General features: G+C 63.1%; 25 protein-coding genes and 1 pseudogene. 15 read left to right on the top strand and 11 right to left on the bottom strand.

The genetic code is table 11. The features are described from left to right. Positions 1 to 274: pseudogene (locus EOA32_RS38560) on the top strand (lipopolysaccharide biosynthesis protein); the annotation flags it as partial. A gap of 81 nt (positions 275 to 355) precedes the next feature. After that, a complete protein-coding gene (locus tag EOA32_RS11785; protein WP_095828121.1) occupies positions 356 to 1,378 on the top strand; it encodes a phosphoribosyltransferase in 1,023 nt (340 codons plus the stop codon). 116 nt (positions 1,379 to 1,494) lie between these two features. Here the strand turns inward: EOA32_RS11785 and EOA32_RS11780 are convergent, their stop codons facing one another. From EOA32_RS11780 to EOA32_RS11745, 8 genes are all read right to left on the bottom strand, one after another. Next, the gene (locus EOA32_RS11780) at positions 1,495 to 2,574 is read right to left on the bottom strand and encodes a glycosyltransferase (RefSeq protein WP_128371833.1); all 1,080 of its coding nucleotides are present in this window, start codon (positions 2,572 to 2,574) and stop codon (positions 1,495 to 1,497) included. 71 nt (positions 2,575 to 2,645) lie between these two features. Beyond that, the gene (locus EOA32_RS11775) at positions 2,646 to 3,089 is read right to left on the bottom strand and encodes a hypothetical protein (RefSeq protein ID WP_128371832.1); all 444 of its coding nucleotides are present in this window, start codon (positions 3,087 to 3,089) and stop codon (positions 2,646 to 2,648) included. Between the two features lie 11 nt (positions 3,090 to 3,100). Then, on the bottom strand, positions 3,101 to 4,546 hold the full coding sequence (locus EOA32_RS11770) for a GMC family oxidoreductase (protein WP_095777029.1): 1,446 nt from the start codon (positions 4,544 to 4,546) through the stop codon (positions 3,101 to 3,103). Positions 4,547 to 4,653: 107 nt separating this feature from the next. Further along, positions 4,654 to 5,985, bottom strand: a complete 1,332-nt coding sequence (locus EOA32_RS11765) for a UDP-glucose/GDP-mannose dehydrogenase family protein (protein ID WP_067003446.1) — start codon at positions 5,983 to 5,985, stop codon at positions 4,654 to 4,656. Positions 5,986 to 6,116: 131 nt separating this feature from the next. Continuing rightward, the gene (locus EOA32_RS11760) at positions 6,117 to 6,989 is read right to left on the bottom strand and encodes a glycoside hydrolase family 16 protein (RefSeq protein WP_067003444.1); all 873 of its coding nucleotides are present in this window, start codon (positions 6,987 to 6,989) and stop codon (positions 6,117 to 6,119) included. Positions 6,990 to 7,119: 130 nt separating this feature from the next. Then, positions 7,120 to 7,512, bottom strand: coding sequence for a hypothetical protein (locus EOA32_RS11755; RefSeq protein WP_067003728.1), 393 nt, complete (start codon positions 7,510 to 7,512; stop codon positions 7,120 to 7,122). A 127-nt stretch (positions 7,513 to 7,639) separates the two neighbouring features. Then, positions 7,640 to 8,656, bottom strand: coding sequence for a glycosyltransferase (locus tag EOA32_RS11750; protein WP_128371831.1), 1,017 nt, complete (start codon positions 8,654 to 8,656; stop codon positions 7,640 to 7,642). 55 nt (positions 8,657 to 8,711) lie between these two features. After that, positions 8,712 to 9,863: a nucleotidyltransferase family protein gene (locus EOA32_RS11745; RefSeq protein ID WP_128371830.1), complete on the bottom strand. Its 1,152-nt coding sequence runs from the start codon at positions 9,861 to 9,863 to the stop codon at positions 8,712 to 8,714. Positions 9,864 to 10,365: 502 nt separating this feature from the next. On the opposite strand from EOA32_RS11745, the gene EOA32_RS11740 reads away from it, so the two are divergent. The 6 genes from EOA32_RS11740 (at position 10,366) to EOA32_RS11715 (ending at position 16,193) form a co-directional block, all read left to right on the top strand. Then, on the top strand, positions 10,366 to 10,518 hold the full coding sequence (locus EOA32_RS11740; RefSeq protein WP_082953851.1) for a lasso peptide: 153 nt from the start codon (positions 10,366 to 10,368) through the stop codon (positions 10,516 to 10,518). Between the two features lie 159 nt (positions 10,519 to 10,677). Then, on the top strand, positions 10,678 to 10,977 hold the full coding sequence (locus EOA32_RS11735; RefSeq protein WP_067003437.1) for a PqqD family protein: 300 nt from the start codon (positions 10,678 to 10,680) through the stop codon (positions 10,975 to 10,977). After that, on the top strand, positions 10,961 to 11,377 hold the full coding sequence (locus EOA32_RS11730; protein WP_067003435.1) for a lasso peptide biosynthesis B2 protein: 417 nt from the start codon (positions 10,961 to 10,963) through the stop codon (positions 11,375 to 11,377). The genes EOA32_RS11735 and EOA32_RS11730 overlap by 17 nt, the downstream gene beginning before the upstream one ends. Positions 11,378 to 11,380: 3 nt before the next feature. After that, complete coding sequence (locus tag EOA32_RS11725; RefSeq protein WP_128371829.1) at positions 11,381 to 13,300, top strand: lasso peptide isopeptide bond-forming cyclase; 1,920 nt, start codon at positions 11,381 to 11,383, stop codon at positions 13,298 to 13,300. Next, entirely contained in the window at positions 13,297 to 14,286 is a 990-nt protein-coding gene (locus tag EOA32_RS11720) for a serine kinase (protein WP_128371828.1), read from the top strand. Before EOA32_RS11725 ends, EOA32_RS11720 begins: the two co-directional genes overlap by 4 nt. An 8-nt stretch (positions 14,287 to 14,294) precedes the next feature. Then, a complete protein-coding gene (locus EOA32_RS11715) occupies positions 14,295 to 16,193 on the top strand; it encodes an ABC transporter ATP-binding protein (protein ID WP_128371827.1) in 1,899 nt (632 codons plus the stop codon). Here the strand turns inward: EOA32_RS11715 and EOA32_RS11710 are convergent. Next, positions 16,164 to 16,463, bottom strand: a complete 300-nt coding sequence (locus EOA32_RS11710; protein WP_348632198.1) for an exopolysaccharide production repressor exox — start codon at positions 16,461 to 16,463, stop codon at positions 16,164 to 16,166. The two genes, EOA32_RS11715 and EOA32_RS11710, sit on opposite strands and share 30 nt — an antisense overlap. A 576-nt stretch (positions 16,464 to 17,039) precedes the next feature. Between EOA32_RS11710 and EOA32_RS11705 the strand changes: the two genes are divergently transcribed. The 3 genes from EOA32_RS11705 (at position 17,040) to EOA32_RS11695 (ending at position 20,281) form a co-directional block, all read left to right on the top strand. Further along, positions 17,040 to 17,717: a sugar transferase gene (locus EOA32_RS11705; protein ID WP_067003431.1), complete on the top strand. Its 678-nt coding sequence runs from the start codon at positions 17,040 to 17,042 to the stop codon at positions 17,715 to 17,717. A 175-nt stretch (positions 17,718 to 17,892) separates the two neighbouring features. Beyond that, entirely contained in the window at positions 17,893 to 19,080 is a 1,188-nt protein-coding gene (locus EOA32_RS11700; RefSeq protein ID WP_095777021.1) for a polysaccharide biosynthesis/export family protein, read from the top strand. Positions 19,081 to 19,186: 106 nt separating this feature from the next. Further along, complete coding sequence (locus EOA32_RS11695) at positions 19,187 to 20,281, top strand: acyltransferase (RefSeq protein ID WP_095777020.1); 1,095 nt, start codon at positions 19,187 to 19,189, stop codon at positions 20,279 to 20,281. A 111-nt stretch (positions 20,282 to 20,392) separates the two neighbouring features. Here the strand turns inward: EOA32_RS11695 and EOA32_RS11690 are convergent, their stop codons facing one another. Both EOA32_RS11690 and EOA32_RS38555 read right to left on the bottom strand, forming a co-directional pair. After that, the gene (locus EOA32_RS11690; RefSeq protein ID WP_128371826.1) at positions 20,393 to 21,676 is read right to left on the bottom strand and encodes an O-antigen ligase; all 1,284 of its coding nucleotides are present in this window, start codon (positions 21,674 to 21,676) and stop codon (positions 20,393 to 20,395) included. Between the two features lie 221 nt (positions 21,677 to 21,897). Further along, positions 21,898 to 22,230 (bottom strand): hypothetical protein, encoded by a 333-nt coding sequence (locus tag EOA32_RS38555; RefSeq protein ID WP_128371825.1) that lies wholly within the window; start codon positions 22,228 to 22,230, stop codon positions 21,898 to 21,900. Between the two features lie 75 nt (positions 22,231 to 22,305). Here EOA32_RS38555 and EOA32_RS11680 point away from each other — a divergent pair, with 75 nt between their 5' ends. From EOA32_RS11680 to EOA32_RS11665, 4 genes are all read left to right on the top strand, one after another. Next, entirely contained in the window at positions 22,306 to 23,232 is a 927-nt protein-coding gene (locus tag EOA32_RS11680) for a TIR domain-containing protein (protein WP_067003423.1), read from the top strand. A 101-nt stretch (positions 23,233 to 23,333) separates the two neighbouring features. Next, positions 23,334 to 23,984 (top strand): bifunctional DNA primase/polymerase, encoded by a 651-nt coding sequence (locus tag EOA32_RS11675; protein WP_082980743.1) that lies wholly within the window; start codon positions 23,334 to 23,336, stop codon positions 23,982 to 23,984. Further along, positions 23,981 to 26,152 carry a glycosyltransferase gene (locus tag EOA32_RS11670; RefSeq protein ID WP_128371824.1) on the top strand — a complete coding sequence of 724 codons (2,172 nt, stop codon included), beginning with the start codon at positions 23,981 to 23,983 and terminating at the stop codon, positions 26,150 to 26,152. Before EOA32_RS11675 ends, EOA32_RS11670 begins: the two co-directional genes overlap by 4 nt. A 98-nt stretch (positions 26,153 to 26,250) precedes the next feature. Further along, positions 26,251 to 26,929: glycosyltransferase (locus tag EOA32_RS11665; protein WP_281013803.1), on the top strand; the 679-nt coding region annotated here is incomplete at its 3' end.

The following is a 26,929-nucleotide window of genomic DNA, read 5'->3' as shown; positions in this document are numbered from 1 at the left end:
CCCAGCACGAAGGGGGCGGCTGCGTGCAGCACATGGCTCGCCCGCAGCGGCCCCCTTCGTGCTGGGCGCGCATCTGGCGCTGGCCCTGGTCTGGGTCGCCAAGCCGATGCTGCCGGCGCAGCCCATCATCGCTCTCGCAGGCGGCGCGGTGCTGTCCTATGTCGTCACCATCATCGTCGCGCTCGCCTTCGGCGCCGGCCGCGAGGCGCTTCGGGAGGCGCTGCGGCTGATCCCGGCGCGCGGGTTTTCCCCCGCGCCCAGCGAGGCGAAATGACCTTGCCGGCGCAAACCGCCAGGCATTCCGGCCGCGGCCGGGCAGCCCAAAACTGCTGATTTTTGAGGGTTAGGCAACAGCATGAATTACCGATCGATCTCAGACATGAACGACGCGATCGCGCGGAACCTGCACCGGCTGCCGCGCGACATCGACCTGGTGGTCGGCGTGCCGCGAAGCGGGATCCTCGCCGCGACGCTGGTCAGCCTGACGGCGAATATCCCGATGACCGATCTCGACAGCTTTCTCGCCGGCAAGATCTACACCTCGGGGGTCACCAAGCGGCGCGCGGCGCTCGATCGGCAGCATTCCGAAATGCGCAAGATCCTGGTGATCGACGACAGCGTCAGCGGCGGCAACGCCATGCGCGACGCGCGCAGCAAAATCGCGGCTGCCGGCATCCCGGGCGATTTCGTCTACGTGGCCGTGTTCGGCCTGATTTCGCAGCACAAGGAAACCGACATCGTCTTCGAGGTCGTGCCGCATCCCAGGATGTTTCAGTGGAACTTCATGCACCACGTCTTCCTCGAGCAATGCTGCGTCGACATAGACGGCGTGCTTTGCCTCGATCCGACGGCGGACGAGAATGACGACGGCCCGGCCTACGAGAAATTCCTCACCGAGGCGCGGCCGCTTCTCGGGCCGACGCGCAAGATCGGCTGGCTGGTGACCAGCCGGCTGGAAAAGTACCGCAAGCTGACTGAAGCCTGGCTGGCCAAGCACGAGATCAAATATGACCATCTCGTCATGCTCGACTTGCCGAGCAAGGCCGAGCGGCAGCGGCTTGGCGCGCATGGCAGCTTCAAGGCCGAGTTCTATCGCAAGTCGGACGCCATCCTGTTCATCGAGAGCGAGCACGAGCAGGCGCTCAAGATCGCCAAGCTATCGGGCAAGCCCGTGCTGTGCGTCGAAACCAACATCGTGAGCTTTCCCGACGCGTTTTCCTTGCCGGCGCTGGAGCAGGCGGCCCGCAACCTGCCGGCACGGCTCAGGCAGATCAATTCGCCCGAGGGGCGCAAGAAGGTCATCAAGACCGCCGCGCGCGCCCTGCTCGGCGAACGCGCCTATGAAATGCTGAAGAGCCGGGTCAAAAGGCCAGCGTAAGCAAAACCTTACGCGGATTTAAGGTGCCTCGCGCCGAATCGAATTCAGTCGACGTTTGAGTCGTTGTTTGATGCCTGTCGCGCCCAGAACCGCTGCAGATTTCTTGGCGAAATGCATTAAGCAGCGCGCCGGGCGCGCTGCCGGGCAGCCCTGTCCAGCAAGGCGAAGAAGGTGGCGAACTGGCGCTCGGGATCGAGTTCAGGGCGCTGCGAGAACGTGAGCGCGGCTTCCGAGACTCGCTCATATTCCTCGCGATCGTTCCACAGCCGCCTGAGCGCCGTGACCCAGTCCTCGAGCGGCGCGTCATAGTCCAGCACGACGCCGCCCGAGCCGATCGCTTCGGGCAGGCCGCCGCGCCGCGAGCCGACGACGGGAATACCGCTGCAATGGGCCTCCGAGGCAACGCGACCCCACGCCTCTTCCCATTTGCTCGGCGCTAGCAGGATCCTGGTGCGGCCGTAGAGAGTTTTCATGTCGTCGGTGCGGTTTTCGAGCTTGATATTGGAGAACGGCGCGATCGTTTCCGCGACGCGGGCGCGGTGATCGTCATCCAGCTTCCAGCTTTCGACAAACAGGAAAGGGATCTCCGGGCAGGCGGCCGCGATCCGCACCGCCAGCTCGAAACCCTTTTCCTCGTAGGGATTGATAAAGGTGACGTACTCGCCCGTCGTCGGCGTGCTGTAAGAGGCCGGATTGATGGTCGGCGGGATCACCGTGGAATCGATGCCGAACTCGCGCTTGTAAGTGCGCGCCGTGAACTCGGAATTGGCAATGTAAGACGCCGAGTTCAGCTCGCGCAGATCGCCCCCGAGTTCATGGAATTCCACATTCCTGAGATAGACCACCAGCGGCACGCCCTCGGCCTCCAGCGCCTTGCCGAGCGGAACCGATTTGTGACACTGCACCACCGCCACGTCCGGCTGCAGCTTCTTTACGGCAAAGGCGGCCGCTTCCCAGGGGAACCAGGCGCGCACCACCGGATAGCCGGGGAAATTGTCGACGACGGCGCGCTGACCGAGGAGCTTCATCTTGGCGCGCGCCTTGTATCCGAACATGCCCTGCCCGAACAAAGCCGCAAGCACCGATGCCTCATGACCGTGTTCGATCAACTGTTCCGCCAGATGATGGGTGCTCGACTGGACGCCGCCGCTGAATTGCGGCGGATAGCCGTTTCCGCCTGCGAAGAGAACTTTCATGGTTCGGCTCCTTGTCACATTTTTCTTGGCCAGTTTTCCTGGCTTGCGGGCAAATATGCCGGCGGGCAATGTCAGGCAGTCTGCTGCTCGAGATCGGCGAACGGATTGGTGCATGGATGCCAGCCGGTGAAGCGGATCGGATCATCGGGCGAGCTGCGCCAGGCATAATCTGTCAGCATGTGGAACTCGGCGATGACCCAGCGCTCGAAATTGCCGACATCCTGCTGCTTGCGCCTGGGCAGCAATTCGCGCGCCCTGTCGAGCCTCACGGTTTCCAAAAGCGTCACCGCGTCCGCCAGCTTTTCGCTCGGGAATATCCACGGGTTGCGGTTGCGGAATTCGAGCACGAATTGCTGCAGGTGCTCGATGCGCATGTTGAGCGGACCGACGTATTTCTCGAGCGTGATGCGGACCAGATCCTCATCCGAGAAGGACGATACGGCCGCAGCGGCGATGCCGGTCGAAGCAATGCCGCCGGCAACAACGGCCAAGGCGGTGCGTCGCGTGATCTTCATCGGACCCTCCTTCATGCCAGCCGGCTCGCCGCCCGCAGCGAAAGCGCGGCGGCGGTCAGGCTTGGGTTGGCGCAGGAACAGCTCGGATAGGTGCTGGTGCCGACGACGACGAGGTTCCGGAGCTGGTGGTGGATCATGTCGCGGTCGACCACCGAGTCGGCCGGGCCGGTGCCCATCCGCAAGGTGCCCTGCACATGCGATTCGGTCGGCCTTATGCCGCGATCGAATATCTGCTCGACCGGAAGCGGCTTGAGCAGCTCCGGCAGCCTCTCGAGCGCCTTGGCCATGCCCTTGGTTGCATAGTCGGAGGCACCCTTGAAGCTGACGAAGGCGTTCTCGTTCTTGTCGAGGATCACCCGGTTTTCCGGGTCGAGCAGGTTTTCGGTGACGATGACCAGCGGCAGCGCCTGCCGCAGCCGCCCCTTCTCGGCTCGCATGCCGTGCTGCCAGCGGTTCTCGAAATAGACCAGCGCCGCCGCGTGCTCGGCGCGATGCGGGCCGTCATAGAGGCCGAAATTCAGGCCCGTGGTGATGGTGCTGCCGTCGAAATTGTCGACGCCGTCGAGATAGACCTCGTAGTTCCAGCCATAGGATTCGTGCAGGCCGAGCCCGACGAATTCGCCGCCGAGCCCCGAGCGCAGCATGATTGCAGGGCTCTGGATGGCGTTGGCGCCAAGGATGACGAGATCGCCGCTGACCGAATACTCCTTGCCGTCGCGCACGAAGGCAACCGAACGCACCGAGCCGGCTGAATGGTCGAGCCGCCGCACTTCGGCGCCCAGGCAGACCGATACATCCGCATGCTGGAAGACGTGCATCAAACCATTGTTGGCGGTGAACTTGGCGTCGGCCGGGCACAGCCAGCATCTGAGGTTGGCGCAGCATGAGTTGCGCTGCGCCGTCGCGACGCGGGCGCGGGCGGTCGGCATGACGAAATGCTGCTCCGGCTGCGCCGCCTTCATCATGCGGTCCGGCGTCGACATGCGGTGCGGCGGCTGCGGAAACGGCCGCGAACGCGGCAGCATCCGGGCCATGTCGGGGTCGCCGGAGATCGACATGACCTCCTCGGCGTCGCAGTAGAACGGCTCCAGCTCGTCATAGCTGATCGGCCAGTCGTTGCCGACGCCGTATGTGCTCTTCAGCCTGAAGTCGTTGGGATGGAAACGCGGCGTTTGCGCGAACCAGCAGTTGGTGCCACCGCCGAGGCCGATCGTGTAGTTCCACGGCTTGTCGGCATTGTCGGTCTTATAAGTGCTCTCGTCGTCTATGTCGGTGTTGGCGTTCTGGTCAAGCTGCCATTCATGCGTGTTGTGGCGGCCCCATTCCAGCACCAAGACCCGGGCTTTGCGCCGCTTCAGGAACTCATGCAGGAAAAAGGCTGAACCGAACCCGGAACCGATGACGACGAGGTCGAAATGCTCGTTGGCGATTTGTTCGGGCTGAACGTCCATCACCATCAGATCGAATCTCCCGAAACGCGCACGATCATTATCGACCCTCCATCATTGTCGGTCCCACTGTCGTTCGCCGGAGCCATGCGGCGGGAAGCTGGCGGCGGACACTGTCATGCCGCCATCCTGCCGATCGAGTGGTATTCGATGCCGTAGCGGGCGATGACCTTCGGGTCGTAGAGGTTGCGGCCGTCGAAGATGACCGGTGTCGACAGCGCGTCCTTGAGCGCGTCGAAGGAGGGAGCCCTGAAGCTCTTCCATTCGGTGCAGATGAGAAGCGCGTCCGCGCCGCGCAGGGCCGCTTCCTTGGTACCGCACAAGAGAAGGTCCTCGCGCTGGCCGTAGATGGCCTGGCACTCCTGCATGGCCTCCGGATCGTAAGCCTGCACCTTGGCGCCGGCGGCCCACAGCGCCTCCATCAGCGTGCGCGACGGTGCCTCGCGCATGTCGTCGGTGTTCGGCTTGAAGGCCAGGCCCCACAGCGCAAACGTCTTGCCCTTGAGGGCGCCCTGGAAATAGCGGTTGACCTTGTCGAACAGCACCGATTTCTGCGCGTTGTTGCGCTCTTCGACGGCGCGCAGCAGCTTGGCGTCGAACTTGACGCCCTCGGCGGTCTTGATCAGCGCGCGCACATCCTTGGGGAAGCAGGAGCCGCCATAGCCGAGGCCGGGATAGATGAAATGGTAGCCGATGCGCGGATCGCTGCCGATGCCCTTGCGCACCTCCTCTATGTCGGCGCCCAATTGTTCGGCGAGGTTCGCCATCTCGTTCATGAAGCTGATCTTGGTCGCCAGCATGCAGTTGGCCGCATACTTTGTGAACTCGGCGCTGCGGACATCCATCACGATCATCTTCTCGTGGTTGCGGTTGAACGGCGCGTAAAGCTCGCGCATCACCGCCTCGGTGGCCTCGCTCGACGTCCCGACGATGATGCGGTCCGGCTTCATGCAGTCGGCGACTGCCGAGCCTTCCTTGAGGAATTCCGGATTCGAAGCGACGTCGAAGGTCAGGTCCTCGCGGCCGCGCGCCTTCAGCGTCTGGGCGACCCTTTCCTTGATCTTCTCGCAGGTGCCGACCGGCACGGTGGACTTGCCGACGACAATCTTGGGCGCGTCCATCTCGCGGCCGATGGCCTCGGCGACGGCAAGCACGTACTTCAGGTCGGCCGAGCCATCCTCGCCAGGGGGCGTGCCGACCGCGATCATCTGGATCTGGCCATGCTTGACCGCCGCGGCCGCGTCGGTGGTGAAGCGGATGCGGCCGGCGGCGTGGTTCTCCTTGACGAGAGCTTCCAGTCCTGGCTCGAAAATCGGGATGAAACCCTGGTTGAGCCGGTCCACCTTCGCTTCGTCGATGTCGACGCACACCACCTCGTGCCCGACTTCCGCAAGCACTGCGGCCTGGACGAGACCGACATAGCCAATTCCAAACACCGTCAAATTCATTTGGTTCTATTCCTGTTTAAGGCCGGGCCGCAAAAACGGCCCGGCCAGTTAAGATGTCCCCCAGGCCCATGAGGCCTAGATATTCGGCATGATCCGCATCCCAAAACCAGTTCCTACTTTGGGGGACATGCCTAGTTGCTGTTGGTTATGGTGCATGCCAGCGACTCCGGGAACTGGCACGGCTGGCCGAGCGCTGTGAAAGCGATGCGCTTGACCTGCATGGTCACCTTGCGGCCGGGATCGGCGAAGGCGCCCATCCAGTTGGTCAGTTTGTCGCTGCCCCACAAGCTGAAGAATATTTTTTGCGGATTGGTCGGCAATTCGTCCGGGTTGGTCACCTCGTTGACCAGCTTGCCGTTGACATACCAGCGCAGCCGGTCCTTCTCCCAGACGAACCCATAGTCGTTGAAGCCCTTATCGGCGCCGCCTTCGACGTCGACCAGCTTGCCGTTCTTCGGCTTGCCTTGGATGTAGCTGTTCACCTGGACTTTGGTCGGGTCCTTGGTGAGGACCTCGAAGTCGATCTCGTCCCAGGGCTTTTTGTCCTGCGGTCCGATATAGGTGAAAAAGGCGGCATTGAGGCCGGATCCGGTATCGGTCTTCATCCGGGCCTCATAGACGCCGTAGCCATAGCGCTGCTTGGTCTGGACCTCGGCGCAGGCGAACTCGCGATCCTTCAGCTTGCGCTTTTCGAAGCTCAGCGACAGCACGCCGTCCGAAAGCCGGACAAGGTCCTTCGACCATGTGCAGTTCTGATGATTGCCGTTGCTCCAGCCGTCGGAGACGAACCAGCGCGAACGGTCGAAATTCGAAAAATTGTCGACGAAGGACGGCGCGCTCTGCATCTCCTCGGCATGCGCCTTATGGGGCGGTGCCACAATAGCGGCCGCGGCCGCAAGCAATGCGCCGGCGAGCCGGAGCTTAAGCGTCTTCGACCTGTTCGAATTCGCGCGCGGCATGCTGCAAGCAGCCGCGGTGGAGGTGTCGTTCGGATATGCGTTCATGACAAACTTACCTTTGTGCTGTCCGCCCCAACCCAAAGTCATTCCTGGCCCGCCTCCAGAGAGCCGCTTCTGATCCTCCGCCTCTTACTCCTCTAATGTTTTGCAGCTATGACCGCGCCTGGACGTGCTGTCAGCCTCTGCCCGCAGACCTTGCCTGTGCGCCCTGCGAACCGGGTTGCCCGACACTTTCGTCGACAATCGCGTCGAGCGAATGACGCAGTTCCTTCATCAGACCTTTCTGGCGCGTGAGTTCGGCGATGCGCCGCTCGTAATTCAGGATCGCGCCGGTCATCGTGTTGACATCCGACGACTTGTCTGTCGACGCTGAGCCGTTCTCCATTGCCTCGACCAGGAAAGCGGCGTTGGTCGCCGTCGACCGATAGCGGTTCTCCAGCCCGGTCTTTTCCGCTTCGATCTCGGCAGAGATCTGGTCGAACAGCTTCGCCAGACGGTCGAGCCGCTGGAGATCGGTCTGCCGGTCACGAGCCGGATCCCTGGATCTGAAGCCAAAAATCGAAGCCATTCGATCGGCCTTTCGAAATTGCTGCACCGCAGCATAGCTTGCCATTCTCGGGGCAAGTAGGCAACCTCGTAGTTTCGGAAAGCGGATTTTTTTGGGAACGGCGCCCGCGCTGACCGCTTTTGTCGGATCATTCCGTTGCGGCACTTGTTGCCGGCAACAGGAAGCGCATCGGCGGCACCTGCTGCTTCGCAGCAATGCCGGCGCGGCGGAGCAAGGCGTCCAGCTTGTCGGCCGCCACGCCGCGAACGATCGGGATCAGATTGGACTGGCTGGCCAAGGCATAGGCGGCGGCCGATGCCAGGCCGCGCTCCGCCTTCACGTCAAGGAAATTCCGCAGCCGGTATTTGTCGCGCACATGGCGCTCGTGGCGCCGCAACGCGGCCTTCGAGCCCTCCGGCAGGTTGCCCAGCGCCAGCAAGGCCAGGTCGGCATCGGCAAGCCGCTTCAGGTCCTGCGTCCTGTGGCGGCCGCTCAGCGAGTCGGCGCGAACGATCGCGCCATAGCCGCAGGACTTGATGATCTTGAAACGCGCGCCGCAGGCGACCGCGCGCGCATAGAGCTCGTAGTCCTCGCCGAGCCGCAGCTTTTCATCGTAGCTCAGCCCGTGACGATCGAGGAACGCCCGGCTGATCACCGGCTTGAGGAAGCCCAGTTCGCCGCGCAGCACGCGGCGACGGGAAATGTTGCCTTCGATGAAACGCTCGAAGTCGAGGAATTGTGGTTCTGGCGCGAAGGAGGGAGCCGCGACCTTGGTGGGGTCGGTCGCGGCATCGTCCCTGATCAGCATGATGTTGTCCGCCGCGAAATCCCAGTCGGCGTTGGCAAACAGCCGGCGGAAACGCCCTTCGAGGAAGAAATCGTCGGCGTCGAGGATGCTGATGAAAGGCGAAACGGAAGCCTTGATCGCGGCGTTGCGCGCAAAGGACGGACCATGGTTGACGTCGAGACGCATCACCTTGAGCCGACCGCTGCCATCATCGGCGGCGCGCGCCACATTCTGTGTGTCGTCGGTGGAGGCGTCGTCGACCACGACGACTTCCGCCACCTCCGCCTCGCGCAGAGCCGAAGCGATGGCGACCGGTATGGTCCGCGCCGCGTTGCGGGCGGCGATGATGACGCAGACCCTTGGGGTTGTCACGGCCATGATTCACCTTTCGATTGCGTGAGTGACAGCCCACCTATGAATGCAAAACCGATCTTCATGCGTTGCCCCGCACCGGCGCGGCCGCGGCCGGCCGCTCGAAGATCCGCCGGCTGAGATCGGCGGAAGCCGCCCAGCCGGCCTCCGCCAGATAGCGCACCGGCTCGCGACCGCAGAGCTCCCACAGCACCGTTCGCCGCTGCGGCCAGCGCAACGAGGACAGCCAGGGCGCGATCACCATGTGGAAGAGGTCGGCATTGTCGATGCGCGCCAGGATCCGGGTGGCGCGGTCCGAAAGCAGCGTGCCGGTACCGCCAAGCAGAACATCGGCCGCGCGCAAAGCAAGTAGCAGCGTGTCGGCGAGGCCCTGCTCAGCGGCATGGTCGAGCAGTTTCTGCTGCTCGGCTTCGTTCAGCCGGCCGGCCGCGGCTCTGACGTCGCAGACATAGCCGGCGCAGGGCTCGCGGTTGAAGAAGGCTTTGGCGACGCTGATGCAGGACAAGAGCAACGTGTCGGACGCCGATATCAGGGGCATGGAGGCGCCCGCAACCTTGACCTCGCGCTTGCGGCGCAGAAAGCCGTCGATGTCGCGCGGGCTCGGCGAGCCCGGCTGCTGCAGCCGATAATGGAGATCGACCGTTGCGGCCCGCACGCCATCGTCGCGGACCATGTGCTGCTCGCCGAGGAAACGCACCCACCAGACCGACCGGGACTTGCCGGCGACCTCGTAGCCGGCCGAGCGAAGGGCTTCGCGGGCGGCAGCGAAGCCGGACGGGCAAACCAGAATATCGACGTCGCCGGACGGCTTCATGAAATGGTCGCCGTAGAGCAGTTGCTGCTGGAGCGGTCCCTTCAGGAAGACGAAGTCGATCTGCCTGTCCTGCAACACCTGATGGATGGCGATCGAATCGCCGATGCAGGCGGCATTCATCGACATGGTGCGCCGGCGATAACCATCGAGCCATGCGAGCAATTCGGGAGGCGTCGCGCCGGTGGCCCCATGCGAGAGAGCCTTGAGCATAAAGACGGCGACCTTGTTCAACCTCGCAATGTCGGTAACGTCGGCCACGGCCGGAGCCGGCATACCGCCATGGTCGACTGCTCGCGGTGTCGGATTGAAGAACAGCCGCAGACAGGCCTGCACATAGGCGACTTCGTCGGCACTGCCGGTCGCACGCAGCCTGTCGTAAGAAGCGTCCTGCACGGTCATGCCCGTTGTCGTCTCTCCGCAAAACCGCCCGCGGCGGCGTTTATACCGCAACTGCGAAGAAAAGCATCGCCAAAAAAATCAGGAGCACCATCCAGGCCCTTCCCAAGCCGCCTCGCGCCTGCAACCTGAGCGTTCATATTCGCTCATCGCCGATCACTTTTGAAGACAAATCCGGTGGCGGCGAGGCGAGCCGGCATTCGCTATTTTCTGAAGTATTTTCTTCGCGATTCCCACATAGCCACTTAAGCTTACGGACTTATGCCAATCAAATCATACGCTTACTTAGACGGCAAAAAGGCGATGTTGAACGTTCGAGCGGTGTTCGCCCGAGATGCAAAAGCCGGCGGCGTCATCACTGACGCGGGCCTGCGCAACCAAGAATTGATTACTGCCTGGTAAATCAGGCTTGACTCATAAATGTTGCCGTGCAGCAATTGCGATGCAGCATAGCAATATGCTGGCGGCATTCCGACGCCGCTTCCAGTCTTAATTGGAGAATAGAATGGAACAGAATGTTGAAAAGCAAGAGTACGAGACCCCAAGCCTGACGGTTCACGGTTCGATCGAAACGATCACGCAGGGTGCCTCCGGGACGACGGCGCTTGACGCGGCATTTCCCGCGCACACACCGGTCGGTGAGCTCACCTTCTCCTGAGCTTGTAGCGCCCGGAGTTGTCACAGTTGGGGCTCCGGGCGTTCCCTTTCCTCGAACACTGAGCCGGGGCCTCCTGCCCGGGCTACCTGGACTCCCTAAGGATCGCAGGCAACCGATCCCGGTCGAGGTCACGCAAGCGTTCAACAATGAGGTTTTAGGATGCACTGGAACCCATCGAACCATGACCGCGTGGTCGCGAGCGGCGATGCCGTGGCTTGTGAATTCGGCAACGGACTGGCGCTGCTCCATCTTAAATCCAACATCTACTACAGCCTGAACGGCGTCGGCGCCTACATTTGGGAGCTGATCCAGGAGCCACGACCGATCCCCGACATAACAAGCGCGGTGCTCGCCCGCTATGATGTCGATACAGAACGCTGCAAGGCCGATGTCGAGGGCTTGCTCAAGGGACTGATCGAAGCCGGGCTTGCGAGGTTCCACCATGAGGAACTGGCCTAGGGTCCTCTCGCTTAGCGGGCCGGAGGCGCTGTTTCTGGCGCGCTGCCTGGCAGTGGTCAGCCTCGTGCGGCTGGGGCTTACGCTTTCGTCCTATAATCGCATGCGCGCTCTGGTGACTCGACTGGAAGCGAGGAATGACGCTGCCATCGCCGATCTGCGGCGCGTCGCATGGGGCGTTGCCGCTGCTGCGCGATACGTGCCGGGCGCCAGCTGCCTTACCCAGGCGCTCGCCGGACAGTATCTGCTTGCCCGCCAGGGCAAGGCCTCCACGATCAGCATCGGCATCGCGCGCGACCCCGGCGCCGATCTCAAGGCGCATGCCTGGCTGATCAGCGGCGACCACATCGTGCTTGGCGGCTCCATCAACGGCTTTGCCCATCTTGTCGATCACGGACACTAGGCGATGAGCGGCGTCGCCGGAATTCTGCTGAGACAGGATGGCAGCCCAGCGGCGGCGGCCGACATCCAGCAGATGCTGGCGCGCATGCGCCACCGGGCGCGCGACGGCAGCTCATGGTGGACGGACAAACACGCAGCACTAGGCCATGCCTGGCTCAACACGACCGGCGAGCAGGGCTCAGGCCCGCTGACGATGGCCGGCGGCAAGCTCGCCATTACGGCCGATTGCCGGCTGGACAACCGCGAGGAGCTTCTGGCGCGGCTCGGTGTGCGCGACCGATCGGCCGCCGACGCCATGCTGCTGATGCACGCCTATCTCAAATGGGGCGAGGCCTGTCCGACCTACCTGCAAGGCGATTTCGCCTTCGCGATCTGGGACGCCGAGCGCCGGGCGCTTTTTTGCGCGCGTGACCATTTCGGCGTCAAACCTTTCTACTACCACTGCGCCGACAGGCGCTTTGCCTTCGCATCGGAGATCGGCCCACTTCTGGCGCTGGACGGTGTCGGCAGGGCGCTCAGCGAGCATCAGATTTCCGGCTTCCTCGCCGGCCTGCCGGACGATCCGCAATCCACGCTCTATGCGGAGATCTTTCGCTTGCCCGCTCGGCACAGCATGACGGTGACCAACAATCAGGTCGTGCTGAGCCGCTACTGGGAGATTGAGCCGTCACAAAGGCCGCTGCGTTCGGATGCAGCGGACGAGTTCCTGCATCTTTTCGCGCGATCGGTTGAAAACCGGATGCGGGGCAATCCGTCCGTCGGTGCCATGCTGAGTGGTGGGCTCGATTCGTCCTCGATCGCCTGCATGGCCGGACTTCAAGCTGCGGCGACGCAGAAGCCGAAGCTCAAAACTTTCTCGCTGGTCTTCGAGAGGGGGTCTTCGATGGACGAGCGGCCCTTCATCGATGCAGTGCTGGAGCAATATGGGCTCGACGGCACGCTGATCGCGGTCGGCAACTATGCGCCCTTCGCCGAGTTTGATCGCATTCTGGAGGAACAGGAAGGGACCTTCCTGGCGCCCGGTCTGTCCTTGACCCGCAGCGTCTATCGCACCGCGAGCGCTAAGGGCGTCACAGTGCTTCTCGACGGCCACGGCGGTGACGAGGTCGTATCGCAAGGTCATGGGTATCTGCATGAGCTCGCCCATCGCGGCAGGTGGCTGGAGCTGTGGCGCGAGCTGCACAGTGCCGCCAACACCTATGGCGACGGGATGCTGCCTCTGTACTTCAAGTTCCTCGCCGCCTACGGGCCGGCCTGGCGGATTGCCAGGATGAGGTCGAAGGCCAGGCGCCTTCTCGGAAAACTGCGGCGCAGACCCTCCCATGCACCGCGCGCGGCGTGGGCAGGACTGGTCAATCCGGAGCTTGCCAGGCGTACCGATCTCGCCGAACGTTTCCATTGCGCGGCCTGTGTGCCCGCCAATGTCAGCACCAGCGAAGCGCTCACCCATCGCTGGCTTTTGTCCACCGGGCTGGTGCCCCATGCTTTCGAGGTTCTCGACAAGGCCGCCGCCAATTTCGGCGTCGAACCGCGCTATCCGTTCTGGGACAAGCCGCTGGTCGAATTCTGCTTGGCATTGCCGGGCGAGGAAAAGCTGCGCAACGGCTTCGGCCGCCATGTGCTGCGCCGGGCGATGGAAGGCGTGCTGCCGCCGGCGGTGCAGTGGCGGCGCGACAAGATCGATTTCACCGCCAGCCTGGTCAAAGGCATGATCGTCAACCATCGCGATCTGCTGGACCGGCTGCTGGTGTCGGACAACGACTTGATCGCCCCCTATGTCAATCTGCCCGAGGTGAACGCGGTCTATGCGCGCATGCTGCAGCGGCCCGAGCAGGCGACGCTGCCCGACGTCCAGCATATCTGGCGTTCGGCCTCACTGTCGCTATGGCTGCGGCAGGTCCAACAGCATGGAAGCCCTGCATGAACTCTCCAGCCGCTTCTCTTGCCGCGAGGCCCGGCTCCGCCATCGAAGCGGCCCCTCGAAACGGGCGTGCCCGTCGGTTCTACAAGGCGTACGGCCTGACGATCGGGTCGGAGGTGGCTTTGCCGGAACTGGAACCGACCGCGCCGGCAGCACCGGACATCGAGATCGCTGTTGGGCCGATCGATTTTCCGGAGGCTGCATTGGCTAACGCCGCGGCCTTTCGCTTCGAGCCGACACGCCAGTACCTGTCCTGGCAAGCCGTCGGCACTTTCCTGATCAGCGATGCCTCCCGGATCGATGTCGATCCGGCGCCGGGCGTCGATGATCCGCTGCTTGCCTTCCCACTTTTGGGTCCGGTGCTGGCGCTCACGCTGCATCAGCGCGGTCTGCTCGTCCTGCACGCCAGCGCGATCGCCGTTGGCGGGCAAAGCGTGATCTTCATGGGCGACAAGGGTGCCGGCAAGTCGACCACGGCGGGCGCGATGATCCGCGCCGGTCACCTTCTGCTTACCGACGATGTCGTGGCGCTGGACCTGTCCGATCCTTCACGGCCGATGATCCTGCCCGGCTTTCCGCAGCTCAAGCTTGCAGCGGATGCCGCGAAGGCCATCAGGATCGGCCGAGCGGAAGTGCGGCCGCAGGTGCATCCGCAGATCGAGAAGGCGCAGCATCGCCTGCGAGACGGATTCTCCGGCGAGGCCGTGCCGGCGGCCCGGATCTATGTGCTGGAGCGCGACGGGCAGGCGGCGATCACACCGCTAAAGGGCGCCGCCGCCCTGCCGGCGATCATCAAATTTTCCTATGTCACGCGGTTCGGCCGGCAGGCGCTGGTCGGCGATTTCGCGTCCACGCATCTCGGTCAATGCGCGCAGCTGGCCGGCCGGATCGGCGCCAGCCGGCTCGAAGTGCCGGCAGGCCTGGAGCGGATCGACAAGGCCGTCACCCTGATCGAGCGCGATCTGGCCGCCGGTTCTCGGGCAAGGTGAGCAGCGGCATGGCCTGGTCCTCGAAACTTCGCCTGACACTTTTGCGGGATGTGGCCGGCTTCGGTGGTGTCATGGCGCATATCGGCGGGCAGCGCACGCTGACGGCGCTTGCCTTCCTGGTCCTCGGCAGTCTGACCGAGGGCCTCTCGATCCTGCTTTTGATCCCGCTCTTGCATCTGATCGGCAGTGCCGACCAGGATTTCGCCGTGCGCGTACCGGGCGCCTTGCGCTGGCTGGTGCCGGGCGGCACGCTCTCGCTGGCGACGGTGCTCTGCCTGCTCGTCGCGCTGGTGGCGCTGCAGGCGATGTTCAACCGCTTCAAGTCGCTCTACATGGCGCGGCTGCTCTACGACTTCGTCAACCGGGTGCGCATGAACCTGTTCGAGAGCATCGGCAAGGCGCGCTGGGGCGTCTTCACCCGCATGCGCAGCTCCGATCTCGACCACGCCATGACCGGCGACATCGACCGCGTTCAGGCCGCAGCCTTCTCGCTGCTGATGCTCGCCCAGACGGCGCTGCTGCTTGCCGGCTATCTCGTGGTGTCGCTGTTCATCTCTCCGGTGATGACGTGCTTCGCCATCCTGATCGGCGTGCTCTTGTTCATCGCGCTGCAGCCCTTCCGTGCGCGCGCCACCGCCTACGGTCGCGTGCTGACCGGCAGCCGCCAGGACCAATACCGCACGGTGTCGGAGTTCCTCGGCGGCATCAAGGTGGCCAAGAGCCTGAATGTCGAGGCGAGCTATTTCGCGCAACTCCGCGCGACGCTGGACAAGATGAAGGCGGACAATGTCGCCTATGTCCGCAACAGCACCATCGGCACCGCGCTTTTCCAGGTCGCGAGCGTAATGGGGCTCAGCCTGTTCATCTACATCGCGCTGGTCCGCTTCCATCTCTCCCTTGCGGAAATCGTCGTGTTGCTCCTGGTCTTCATGCGGGTCGCGCCCCGCTTCATGGACATGCAGGTGCAGGCGCAGCAGATGCTGATCAACCTGCCGGCCTACACCGCCATGCAGGCCCTGCAGGCGCGCTTCGATGCCGAGCGCGAGATGGAGCCCGGCGATGCCGCGCAGAACGCAAGGCTGTCGCTCGACAGGGGCCTCGATATCCGCGACGTCTCGTTCGCCTATGGCGCCGGCGATGGAAGGCCGGTGGTGAGCGGCATTAGCTTCGGCCTTCCCGCCGGCGAGGTGACGGCGCTGATCGGCCCGTCCGGTTCGGGCAAGAGCACGATGGCCGACATGCTGCTTGGGCTGCTCGAGCCGAGCCAGGGCAGTATCCTGGCGGACGGTGTCGAGATCACCGCGCAAAACCGCAGGGCCTGGCGCGGCCAGGTGGCCTATGTGCCGCAGGACGTATTTCTGCTGCACGACACCATCGGCGCCAATCTGCGCCTGGCGGCGCCGCAGGCCAGCGACGAGGAGCTGTGGGCGGCGCTGCGCAAGGCTCATGCGGCCGACTTCGTCGAGCGGCTCGACCGGAGGCTCGAAACGGTGGTGGGCGATCGCGGCGTCAGGCTTTCCGGCGGCGAACGTCAGCGCCTCGCGCTGGCACGGGCGCTGCTGCGCGAACCCTCGCTGCTCATCCTCGACGAGGCGACGAGCGCGCTCGACTGGCAGAATCAGTCGCTGATCGCTCAATCGATCGAGGAACTGCGCGGCAAGATGACTATCCTCACCATCGCGCATCGGCCGTCGATGATCGCCTTTGCCGACTGGGTCGTGGCCATCGAGGGCGGCCGCATCGTCGAGGTCGGGCAATATCAGCGGCTGAAAGCAAAGTCGGGCAGCCGGCTGGCCAGGATGCTCTCCGGCGAACGGGCCGAACGGGAAACCGCAACATGGGCCTACAATGCGCCGCCCCCTGCGCCGGCTGAACGATCAGCGGAGGCTGCCGCGCCGCGCGGTTAGCTTTTCGCCATCGGGCACCTTGTTGATGCCACGGTCGGCCTGCCGCGCCTTGTCGGCGGGTATCGGCCCGCTCCTGGCGATCATGGCGAACACCAGAACGAAGTACCCCACCTGAATGACGACAGCGCAAATCACGGCGCGCATGATGATGGTGCCAAGCGATTCGCCGTCGAGCCAGGACCAGCCGACTACAACAGCGAGCGTGAATATCATCCCGACGATGAACTTTGGCAAAGACATGCTCGTCGGCCCGTCAACCGGCACGCGCATGCAAAGGCTGTGGCTTACCCACCCGCGTAACTCCCCGTTCCGCCAGAGAGCTATTTCTGGCTGCCCAATCCGACCGGTTGCTTCCGGCCTTTCCGACCCATCCAGACTATGACAGCAACAGTTTGCCACTCTATTAAGGCGAGACCTTTGCGGCAAGGCCAAATGCACATCAAGTCAAGGGTTTCGCGGCATCGACTCTGCCATGTTGCGGCGCACACCCCTGCATCGCCACCTATTCACTATAGCGAAATCCTCGACAGTAGAACCCGAAACATTAACCAGTATTTAATGCGAAGAACTTACCTGCGCGAGTGATTCCTACGACGTGCAACCGTCGTTGGTCTGCAGCAAAGAATGCATTGCCCAAAATCAGCCTGAAAGCTGTACTACATCTCCCAAAAAACCTCTCACCTTGTCATAAACATGCCACAAAGGCCAAAATTTGGGCAGGGCAGGTTTATTATTTGATCAATTCATGACGGGAACATTTCACGCGAATGGGAAATTGTGTGTTGCGCTGCAGCATTTTTTTGGTATCGTGCCGTAAACCATCCGTTCAACGTATGGAGCTTTTGCATGAGGGACGTCGCCAAGCCGGCTAATGCGGGTTTTTCGCAGGCCGGCATTGATTTTCCACCCCCCATCGGCGGTCTGCTCAAACGCAGTTTCGATATCGTCGGTTCCCTGGCGGGTCTGGTCCTGCTCAGCCCGCTTTTCCTGATGGTCGCCCTGCTGGTCAAGCTTTCCGACCGCGGCCCGATCTTCTACGGCCACAAGCGGATCGGTCGCGGCGGAAGGATTTTTGCCTGCCTCAAATTCCGCACCATGGTGCAGGATGGCGAGAAGGTGCTCGCCGCGCACCTGGCCGCGAATCCGGATGCCGCCGCCGAATGGGCGGCGACGCGCAAGCTGAAGGACGATCCGCGCGTGACGCGTGTCGGCGCGGTGCTGCGGAAGCTCAGCCTCGACGAGCTGCCGCAAATCATCAACATCCTGCAGGGCGACATGAGCCTGGTCGGGCCCCGCCCTGTCGTACGCGACGAGCTCGAGATCTACGGCAGCGCCGCAGTCTATTATCTGAAGTCGCGCCCGGGCCTCACCGGGCTGTGGCAGGTGAGCGGGCGCAACGACGTGTCCTACGACACGCGCGTCGCCTTCGATCGCCACTATGTCGAGAACTGGTCGATGGTCGAGGACATTCGCATCATCGTCAAAACCGTGCCTGCCGTGTGGATGGCGCGCGGCAGCTATTGACCGCCAGGCCTGTCCCGCCAATCTCGGGACAGGCGTCCGGCAGTAATCTCATCGGGCGGATGGGGCTAACGCGGATCGGAAACGTTCATTGAAAAACCACCCCCTCGGACTCCTTTCCAAGGCGCCCAGCCGATTTGCGGCCGTGGCGCTTGCCCTGTCTCTTGCGATTCCCACCATGGCGGTGGCTGGAGACTATCGTCTCGGGCCGCAGGACAAGCTCAACATCCGCATTGCCGAGTGGCAGACGGTCGACGGCACGTTCCGCGACTGGTCATCCATCAACGGCGACTATTCGGTCGGCCCCGCCGGCACGCTCTCGGTACCGTTCGTCGGCGAGATGCAGGCGGCCGGCAAGACGACCTCGGAGATCGCTGCCGCGATCGGTCTCGCGCTGCAGCGCAAGCTGGCACTGCCCGACAAGCCTGAAGCCTCGGTCGAGATGGCGCAGTTCCGGCCATTCTACATTTCGGGCGAAGTGCAGAACCCTGGCCAATTCCCCTACGTGCCGGACCTTACGGTACTGAAGGCGGTGAGCATCGCCGGCGGCATCCGGCGCAACGCCGATTACGGCCCTCAGCTCGGCAAGGACCTGGTCACCGCCAAGGGCAGTTTCGATATCTATGACGACCAGCGGCTGCGGTTGATCATAAAGCGTGCCCGCATCGACGCAGACCTTGCCGGCAAGACGAGCTTCGAGATTCCGAAGGAGGCTGCGGACGACCCGAGAACGCAGGCCATCGTTGCCGACGAAATGCAGATCCTCACGGCCGACCAGAAGGCGCTGAAGCTGAAGCTGGACGCGCTTGATGACCTGAAAGGCGTGCTCGAAGGCGAGATCGAATCGCTGCAGAAGAAAATCGCCAACCAGCAGCAGCAAGTGGATCTGGCGCAGCAGCAGCTCACCAGCATCGGTCCGCTGGCCCAGAAGGGCCTTGTCGCCAATGCGCGACTGCTCGATTCGAAACAGTCGGTGGCGGACCTGCAGGGCAAGATCCTGGATTATGAGACGGCCATCCTCACCGCCAAGCAGTCGATCAGCAAAGCTGATCAGGACGCCATCGATGCCCGCAACACGCTCAATTCCAACCTGGCCGCGAGCCGGCAGCAGGCCGAGGCCGACCTGAACGAGGCGACGCTGAGGACTGCCATGCAGAAGGGCCTGATCGCCGCGGCCTCGGATCCCGCAATGGCGGCTGCGATAACAGGCGGCCAGGAACCGGCCCTGCTGTATTCGCTGGTGCGTGTTGCCGACGGCAAGACCAGCGAGATCGACGCCAAGGAAGACACGCCGGTGCTGCCGGGCGACGTCATCAAGGTGAAGCTGGCGCCGAGTGCCGGCGGCCCACCTATGGCCAGCCAGTAGCCAGGCGCCCGGGCCTCGCTCAGCGCGGTCTGCGGGAGGAACAAGTCAGGCTCGTTCGCGCCAAGGTGCGGGCGAGCAATCTGTTTGGACCGCTTGAAGGCATAGAATGCAGCCTGCCGCTCCGCGTCACGTCTACCTCAACCTCGACGCCATCCGCGGCGTGGCGGCGATCAGCGTGATGCTCTATCACTTCTCGCCCTTTCTGGCCGATGGCAAAGTGCTGCCGTCGAGCTATCTTGCGGTAGACCTGTTCTTCCTGCTCAGCGGCTTCGTCATCGCCCATGCTTACGACCGCAAGATCGAGAACGGCATGGGCTTCGGCACCTTCCTGGCCATCCGCTTGATACGCCTCTACCCGCTCTACCTCGCCGGCACGTTGCTCGGCTGCTTCTATCTGCTGATCAAGAACAGGCTGATTGCGACGGAATACATGCCGTTGTCGGAGATCGGCACGCAGCTCACGACAGGCATACTCTTCATTCCGCTGGTCGGCGATGCCTACCATACGATCTTTCCGCTCAATCCCGCTTCGTGGTCGCTGTTCTTCGAGCTGATCGTCAACATCGCCTATGCCGCCGTCTTCTTCCTGCTGTCGAAACGTGTGCTGACGGTGCTGGTGGCTGTCAGCCTGGTGCTGCTGATCGTCGCCTCGGCACTTGCCGGCACGCTCGATTTCGGCATGACCGGCAAGACCATCATCAGCGGGCTGCCGCGCGTGTCGTTCTCCTTCTTCCTCGGCGTGCTGCTCTGCCGGTCGATGGCGCGCTACCAGGATGGCCTCGGCTTTCTGCGGCGCGGCTGGTGGGTCGAGGCCGCGATCCTGCTTACGCTGATCGTCTTCGCCATCGCGCCTGCGGGTGCTGCCGGGCGTGTCGCCTACGACCTCGCCTCTATCGCCGTCGTGTTCCCGCTGATGGTGGTGACCGGCGCGGTGGCACCGACGGCGCCGCGACTGGCTAACTTCTATGGCTGGCTGGGGCGGGTCTCCTACCCGATCTACATCATCCACACGCCGATGCTGATGATCATCGCCGGGGCCGGCAAGGCGGCGTCGGTCGACCCGTTCGCGCATCATCCCTGGTTCGGCATCGTGATGGCCGTTGTAGTCATCGTCATCGCCGACATTGCCACCCGCATCTATGACGAGCCGGTACGCCGCTTCCTGCAGCGGCAAATGCAGCGCTCGCGAGCCGTGGCCTAAAGCGCGTCGCAATCTTTCAGATTTGCTCCATGCCCTTTTAGGTTTTGATTTTAAGCATGTCTTTGACCCGAAATCGGTTCTCGCTTTCGGGGGACTAGGCGAAAACCGCGATCAGACCGGCGCCGGCATGTGGCCGTTGGCAGGCTTTTCATCCTGGACAGGAATGGCAACCCGCCGTCGCCGGGCAACCGGCAGCGGGTTCAGCTTGAACAGCCCATAATAGACGATGAAGGAGGCCATGAAATAAGGGCCGAGGATCTCGACCTCGAAGAAGGAGCGGATTAGCATCAGCCCGACGGCGCCGGCGAGCACCACCGAATCGGCGCTCCAGACCCCGAACACCACCTTCGAGATATGGCCGTAGAAGGCGCGCAGGATGATCAGCGCCAGCATGGTGACGCCGACGAAGCCGATCTCGACCAGGGTCTCGATATAGGTGTTGTGGAAATGGAAGCCGGTGCGGGTCGTGATGTAGAACTCGGCCCACAACCGTTCCGGATCGGCGAACCCTTGCACCCAGTAGGCGGCATAGCCGTAGCCGAGCAGCGGGTGCAGCTGCGCCGCCTCCCAACCCTGCTGCCAGAGATAGGTGCGGCCGGTCAGCGTCGAATCCTTGCCGAAGATGCCGAGCACGACGTCCAGCAGGCCGAGGTTCAGCGCGGCCACAACGCCGGCCACCAACGCGCCGCCGCCGACCACGAACAGCACGCGGCGGTAGCGCCGCGACAGGACCCTGCTCATGGTGAGCAAGATGACGATGCCGAGCACCGCCGGCAGCGAGGCGACGGATGTCGCCGAGTGGGAGATTGCCAGCATGTATGCCGACATCAGGATGATCGGCGCGGTCCAGAAGAAGCTCAGCCAGTTGCGCCGGTAAAACATCAGGAAGATGAAAGACAAAAAGATGCCGAACGACGAGAAGAACCCGACCTGGTTCTTGGAGGCGAAGGCGCCGACGAAATTGAAGGTGCCGTCCATTATGTCCAGCGCGTAAGCGTTGACTTTCAGCGAGTAGAGCAGGACGACGAATATCCCGATCAGCGAGCCCAGGACCAGCGTCCGCACGCTGATGGTGCGGGCCGCGATATAGGCACAGACGATATGCGAGGAATATTGCACCGCCGCACGCGCGCTGATGCCGGCAGCCTGCGACCAGAAGACCGACAGGCAGACATAAGTCGCGAAGAGTATCGGCAGCCAAGCGTTCGAGAGCTTCCAGGTGAAACGCCGGTAGTCGACGAAGAACAGCGGCAGCCAGACCGCGTAATAGGCGAGGATTAGGACCTGACCGAAATTGCTGGAATAGGCAAAGGCAAGAACGGAAACCGCGACGGCAAAGGCGCCATAGGCCTTGTTTGCCTCCGGATCGAGCAGAATGGATTTTGGAATCTTCATGCCGGATTTTTCGTCCGTTCAGCCTTGGAGCAATTCCAGGAAAAGTGTGTGACCGTCTTCCGTCGGGAATTGCGTAAACAACAGTTAGCGCGGTTCAGTGTCTGATAGCCGGCACGAGCCGATGTTCGGCCCTACCGGGTTCATTGTGCACTGCAGCATAATCTATCGCCCTATCGCCGATCGCTCAACCGGAAATATCGCCACGGGCAAAGAGGCGTTAATCACAGGCATATCGCACAGCGAAAAGGCCGGAATGGGGCGGCCTGTTGCTCGTTGCCGGATGATCCCTTCCGAAAATCGATTTCGATTATCGGCTCATGCGAGAACAGGTCCCCGAGCAAGATGCCCAGCGTCCGCCGCGTTCTTCCGAGCGGAGGAGCGTTGGCCTTTGTTCTTCGGCGTCGTCGCCGACTTTGCAATCTTGAAGTGTTGTCCTGAGTACGGTGCAGTCGATGACGACCGGGAGGTGGCAAAAGCTCGACATCACCACCGAGCGCGAGCTGTTCCTGCAGTTTTTCCAGCACCGCGCCGAGGTGTAGCGGCAGGCGTGTCATGGTAATGCAGTCGTTGCAATGAGATAGGACAACCGCCTACGCTGTGAGGACTCTTATCGCGCCGGAGAAAAACGAATGGCCAAGCCGCGAATCTTCCTGGGCTCGTCAGGAAAACAGAAGAAGCTGCTGCAGGCGCTGCAGCGTGGCCTTGAAGATATTGCCAATGTCGAACCCTGGACGACATCCTTCAATCCCGGGACGACAACGCTGGGGCGTCTCCTCGAGCTGACGCGCGAGGTCGACTTCGCCGCTTTCGTGTTCGCCCAGGACGACTGGACGAGCGCGAGCCAGCCGGAATCGACCACAGTTCCCGCCCAGGCTTCTCCGCGAGACAATGTGGTTTTCGAGGCCGGCCTGTTCGGCGGGGTTCTCGGCATGCGCCGGACCTTCATCCTGCATGCGAATGGTGCCAAGCTTCCCAGCGATCTGCTCGGCCTGACGTCGGTACGCTACGGCGAGGCAGCGACCGCCGCGGAGACCAGAGCGATCAATCAAAAACTGCGGAATGCCATTGAAAATGAGGGGCGAGTCGCCCGCATAGAGGGGTTTTGGTGGCAGTTCTCCCTGTCAGAGCGCACAGCAAGGGAGCCTTCCGCGGTCAGTCTGCTCAGGATCTCGCGGGACCGCAACGGCGCGCTGGAACTGAACGGCCGCTCATGGCAGGAGAATGGCAGCCTGTCAGCCAGATACTGGAGCGAGGCGTCGAAGGAGAAAGGAGAGTCTTCGGGCATCTTCTACTACTGGAACGGGGAACGGCCGTTGGACGCCAACGCGCCGCAGCTGCACGGGACAGGCGAAATCCGGCTGGAATCCGCCGGGCGCGCGTCCGGATATTTTACGACACGTTCGGACACGAATCCGGAGGTGAATGCACGAACGTCCGGCGTCTATCTGCGCGCCGATCCGCAGGACTTAACCATCCTGGACGGGAACGACAATCAGCGGCGCGTGGAGTTGATCGCAGAACGGCTAAGTCACTGGAAGTCGATCAAGAATGTCTGACGACAGTGCGGGCGGTCGCGGCGAAGGCGCCGGCGCTTGACGAACGGACCGTTCGGCCCAACAGATTGTCGGGAACGTCTCGATCCCGGAACATTTGGCGGATGCAGGCTGGGGCACTGACCGACTATGCCATAAGGCTGTTCGAGCGCGGCTATATCTGCCTGCCGCTTCGTGCCGGCGGCAAGCATCTCGACCTCGCGGCCATGGAGTATGATCCGTTGCATCTGCGGACGTTGCGCAAGGACTTGAAGGAACTGGCGTTCACCTCCATCACCTTCCAACTGGCGCAGAAGCCGCCGGGCCGCAGCGACGTCGCACGCTGGTTTGGCGACTTTGCCGGCAATGTCGGCATATTGGGGGGATTTGCGAACCTGATGATCCTCGATTTCGATGACGACGCCGGCTATCGTGCCTGGCGGTCCAGTCACAAGGCAATTGCGAACGGCACACCAATAGCAAAATCGCCGAGCGGATTTCATGTCTATCTAAGAACGCGGGAACCGGTGGTCTCTTCCAGCCTCCATTTCGGCTTGCGCCGGGTGGGTCACGCGAAGGCGCTGGGCGGTTATGTCGTGGGCTGCCCGTCGGAGCTGAAGGACGGCTCCTCCTACAGCTGGATCGAAGGCCAGTCGCCATTCGACATGGAACCTCAGGTGGTGGGCAATCTTGACAGTCTTTCGCTGCGCCCGGTGTCGATGCTCAAGCATTGCTATGACCGGCTGCTCAAGCGTGGCTTCTTCGAACAACAATGAGCGGCTCACCTGTGGCGGCTGACATCACCGTCGTTATCCCGGCAAGAAACGCGGCTGCAACCATCGAAGCGGCACTCGGCAGTCTGGCTTCCGACAGAGCGGTCATCCGCGAGATTCTCGTGATCGACGACGGGTCGAACGACCAGACAGCTGCGATGGCGAGGCAAAGCGCGCACCGTCACGGCTTGCCGCTGGACGTGGTGGGCGTTCGACTGGGCAAAGCGGGCGCCGCGCGCAATGTCGGACTCGAGCGGGCAAGCGGCAGATCCATATTCTTTCTCGATGCCGACGACGAGGTGATGCCCGGCAGCCTGTCGCGGCTGAGCGCGGCGCTGGCAGGCCCGCCTCGCGCCGGCCTTGCCGTCGGGGCCAGCATACGGCGGACAAAAGGCCGGCCGGACAAGCTCAAGGCACCGCAAGGCTACGGCCCGGACCGGCGAGAGAATGTGCGGCGCTACCTTCGCAACGAAGTGTGGCCAATCGCGATGGGAAGCGCCCTGGTCGCCGGCTGGGCGACCGCAAACCTCCGCTTTCCGGAAACGATCGGCCTCGATGAGGACACCTGCTACTGGACCGCCGTGCTGGCCCGTGCCGACGTGGTTACCGTCGAGACCTCGGTGCTGCTCTACCACCATGACGAGGAACGTATGGCGCGCCGCTTCATCACGGCACCGCGCAGTACCTTCCTTGCCATAGCGCTGGAACTGAACGGGCTGGCTGCCGCCGGGGTCGAACGGGAGGCGTTGCAGTGGCGCAAGGCCTGGATAGCTCAGCGGATCGCCCGACAGCTGATCAGGCACCGCAAGTTCGCCGATGCTGGCGGCATGATGCGCGCGGTCCGAGCGCATAAGGAGCTGGGCCGCAGTTGGAAGGCGATGCGATATCTGGCCAGGATCCGAATCGGGCGACTGACCGAGACCGAGGCTGGGATGTCGCCAATGCCCAATTCAGCGACGTCGCGCCGCACGCTGATCATATGCCACGACCCGCCGTTTCCGCCGAGGTCCGGCGCCGATCTCCGGAATTTCGGCAACGCGACGGCGGCAGCCGCGTTCGGCCCGGTTTGCCTGGCCTCGCTCCTGCCGCCAAGCAGCGACGTCCAACCTGCCGGGCTGGACATTCGCGTGACTGAGCTCATGAACAAGTCCGAACCGCGAGCGCCTTCGCTCGCCCGCTGGAGGGCCAAGGGCGAGAGCCGGATACCGCTCCCGGCGCTGGCGCGGCTCAAGGCGCTCGTAGCGGATTTTCGCCCGGATACTATTGTCGTCGAAGGCGTTGGTCTGTTCAGATTTCTCGCTCCGTTGCGGCCGATGGTCCGGCAACTCGTTCTGGACATGCACAATGTCGAATCGGATCTCGCCGGTCAGTTGCCGCGCAAGAAGCGTTGGCGGCCGTTTTCCTCAGACCTCAGGGCGCTCGAGAGAAAGGCGGCAGCCATCGTCGACCGGATCTGGGTGTGCTCGCAACGGGACCGCCAGCGGCTGGAGGCGTTTGTCCGGCCGCAAGTCTCCGTCCACATCGTGCCAAACGGCATCCCGCGAGCGGACGAGCTGCCGCGGCTACTGCCGCTGCAGCGAGCCGTCTCGGATGCGTTTCCCCTTATCCTCTATGTTGGGCATCTGGGCTATCAGCCGAACGTCGACGCCGCCGAGCGGCTGGGGCACACCATCTTGCCCCGCATTCGCCAGACGCTGCCGACCGCGACGCTCGTTCTTGCCGGCCGTTCGCCCGAGTCGCGCGTTCGCGCCCTGGCCAGACTGGATGGGGTCAGTCTGGTCGAAGATCCGGACGATATCAGACCTCTGTTGTCCGTTGCCCATCTCGGCATCGTCCCGCTTGCCATGGGCGGCGGCACGCGGATCAAGATCCTCGAAGCAATGGCCTGGGGGGTCCCGGTCATTGCAACGCCGCTGGCAGCCGAGGGTCTCGACCTGATTGAGGGCGACGAGGTGCTTCTGTCGGACACCGACGAGGGATTGGCCGACATGGCGGTCAGACTTTGTTCCGACGATGCGCGCATGGCCAGCCTTCGCGCCCGGGCCCATGACGCCGCATGGTCGCGGTTCGGGCCGCAAGCGATCCGCGAGGCCGTCGGTCAGGGCCTGGGCCTGGATGGCACCCGCGTCGACGCCGACTGTGACCAAGTTCAAGCCGTGAGCCGCGGATGATCCCGAGAATCCTGCACCAGACGTGGAAGACCGACATCGTCCCACCCCGTTTCCAAGGCTATGTCGACAGCTGGAAGCGGCATCATCCGGACTGGACGATGATGTTCTGGAACGATCGGACTTTGCTCGAGTTCGTGGCCGCACACTATCCCAGCTTCCTGCCGACCTTTTGCAGCTACGAGTATGGTATCCTGCGCGCCGACGCGGGTCGCTATCTGCTTCTCCACCATTTCGGCGGCGTCTATGCCGATATCGATTGCGAATGCGTGGCGCCGTTCGATCCGCTCCTGTGCGAGGATCGGATCGTGTTCTGCACGGAGCCGGACGCCCACGCACGCGTGCAGGCGGACTTTCGCGGATTGCCTTACCTTCTGTTCAACGGGACTATGGCCAGCCCGCCGGGACACCCGTTCTGGCTTCATTTGCTGTCGTTCCTGCCCGGGCTCGTCCGCGCAAAACAGGCGATCGACGCCACCGGGCCGTGCGTGCTTACCTCCGCGCAACTCGGCTATCCTGACCAGACGGCGTTTGCGATCCATCCGGCCGAATTGTACTCGCCTCTCGATTCGTCGGGAAAGCGGGCGGGCAGCGGCGGCATGACGTTGTCGATCCACCACTGGGCGGGCACATGGTGGACGCCGGAGAGGCCCACCCGGTTGCGGCATAGGCTGCGCAAGTTGATCTACCAGGCCCGGAACCGCCTGACGCGCGGGACTGTTTCCGTTGAGCAAGCCGCCCGGCAAAGCGTCAGCCAAGCGGCCATCGCGGCGCCGCCGC

This window comes from Mesorhizobium sp. M1A.F.Ca.ET.072.01.1.1 (assembly GCF_004023325.1).
GTDB lineage: Bacteria > Pseudomonadota > Alphaproteobacteria > Rhizobiales > Rhizobiaceae > Mesorhizobium.
The sequence above is the reverse complement of the archived record's forward strand: the minus strand, read 5'-3'. Positions and strand labels throughout refer to the sequence as shown.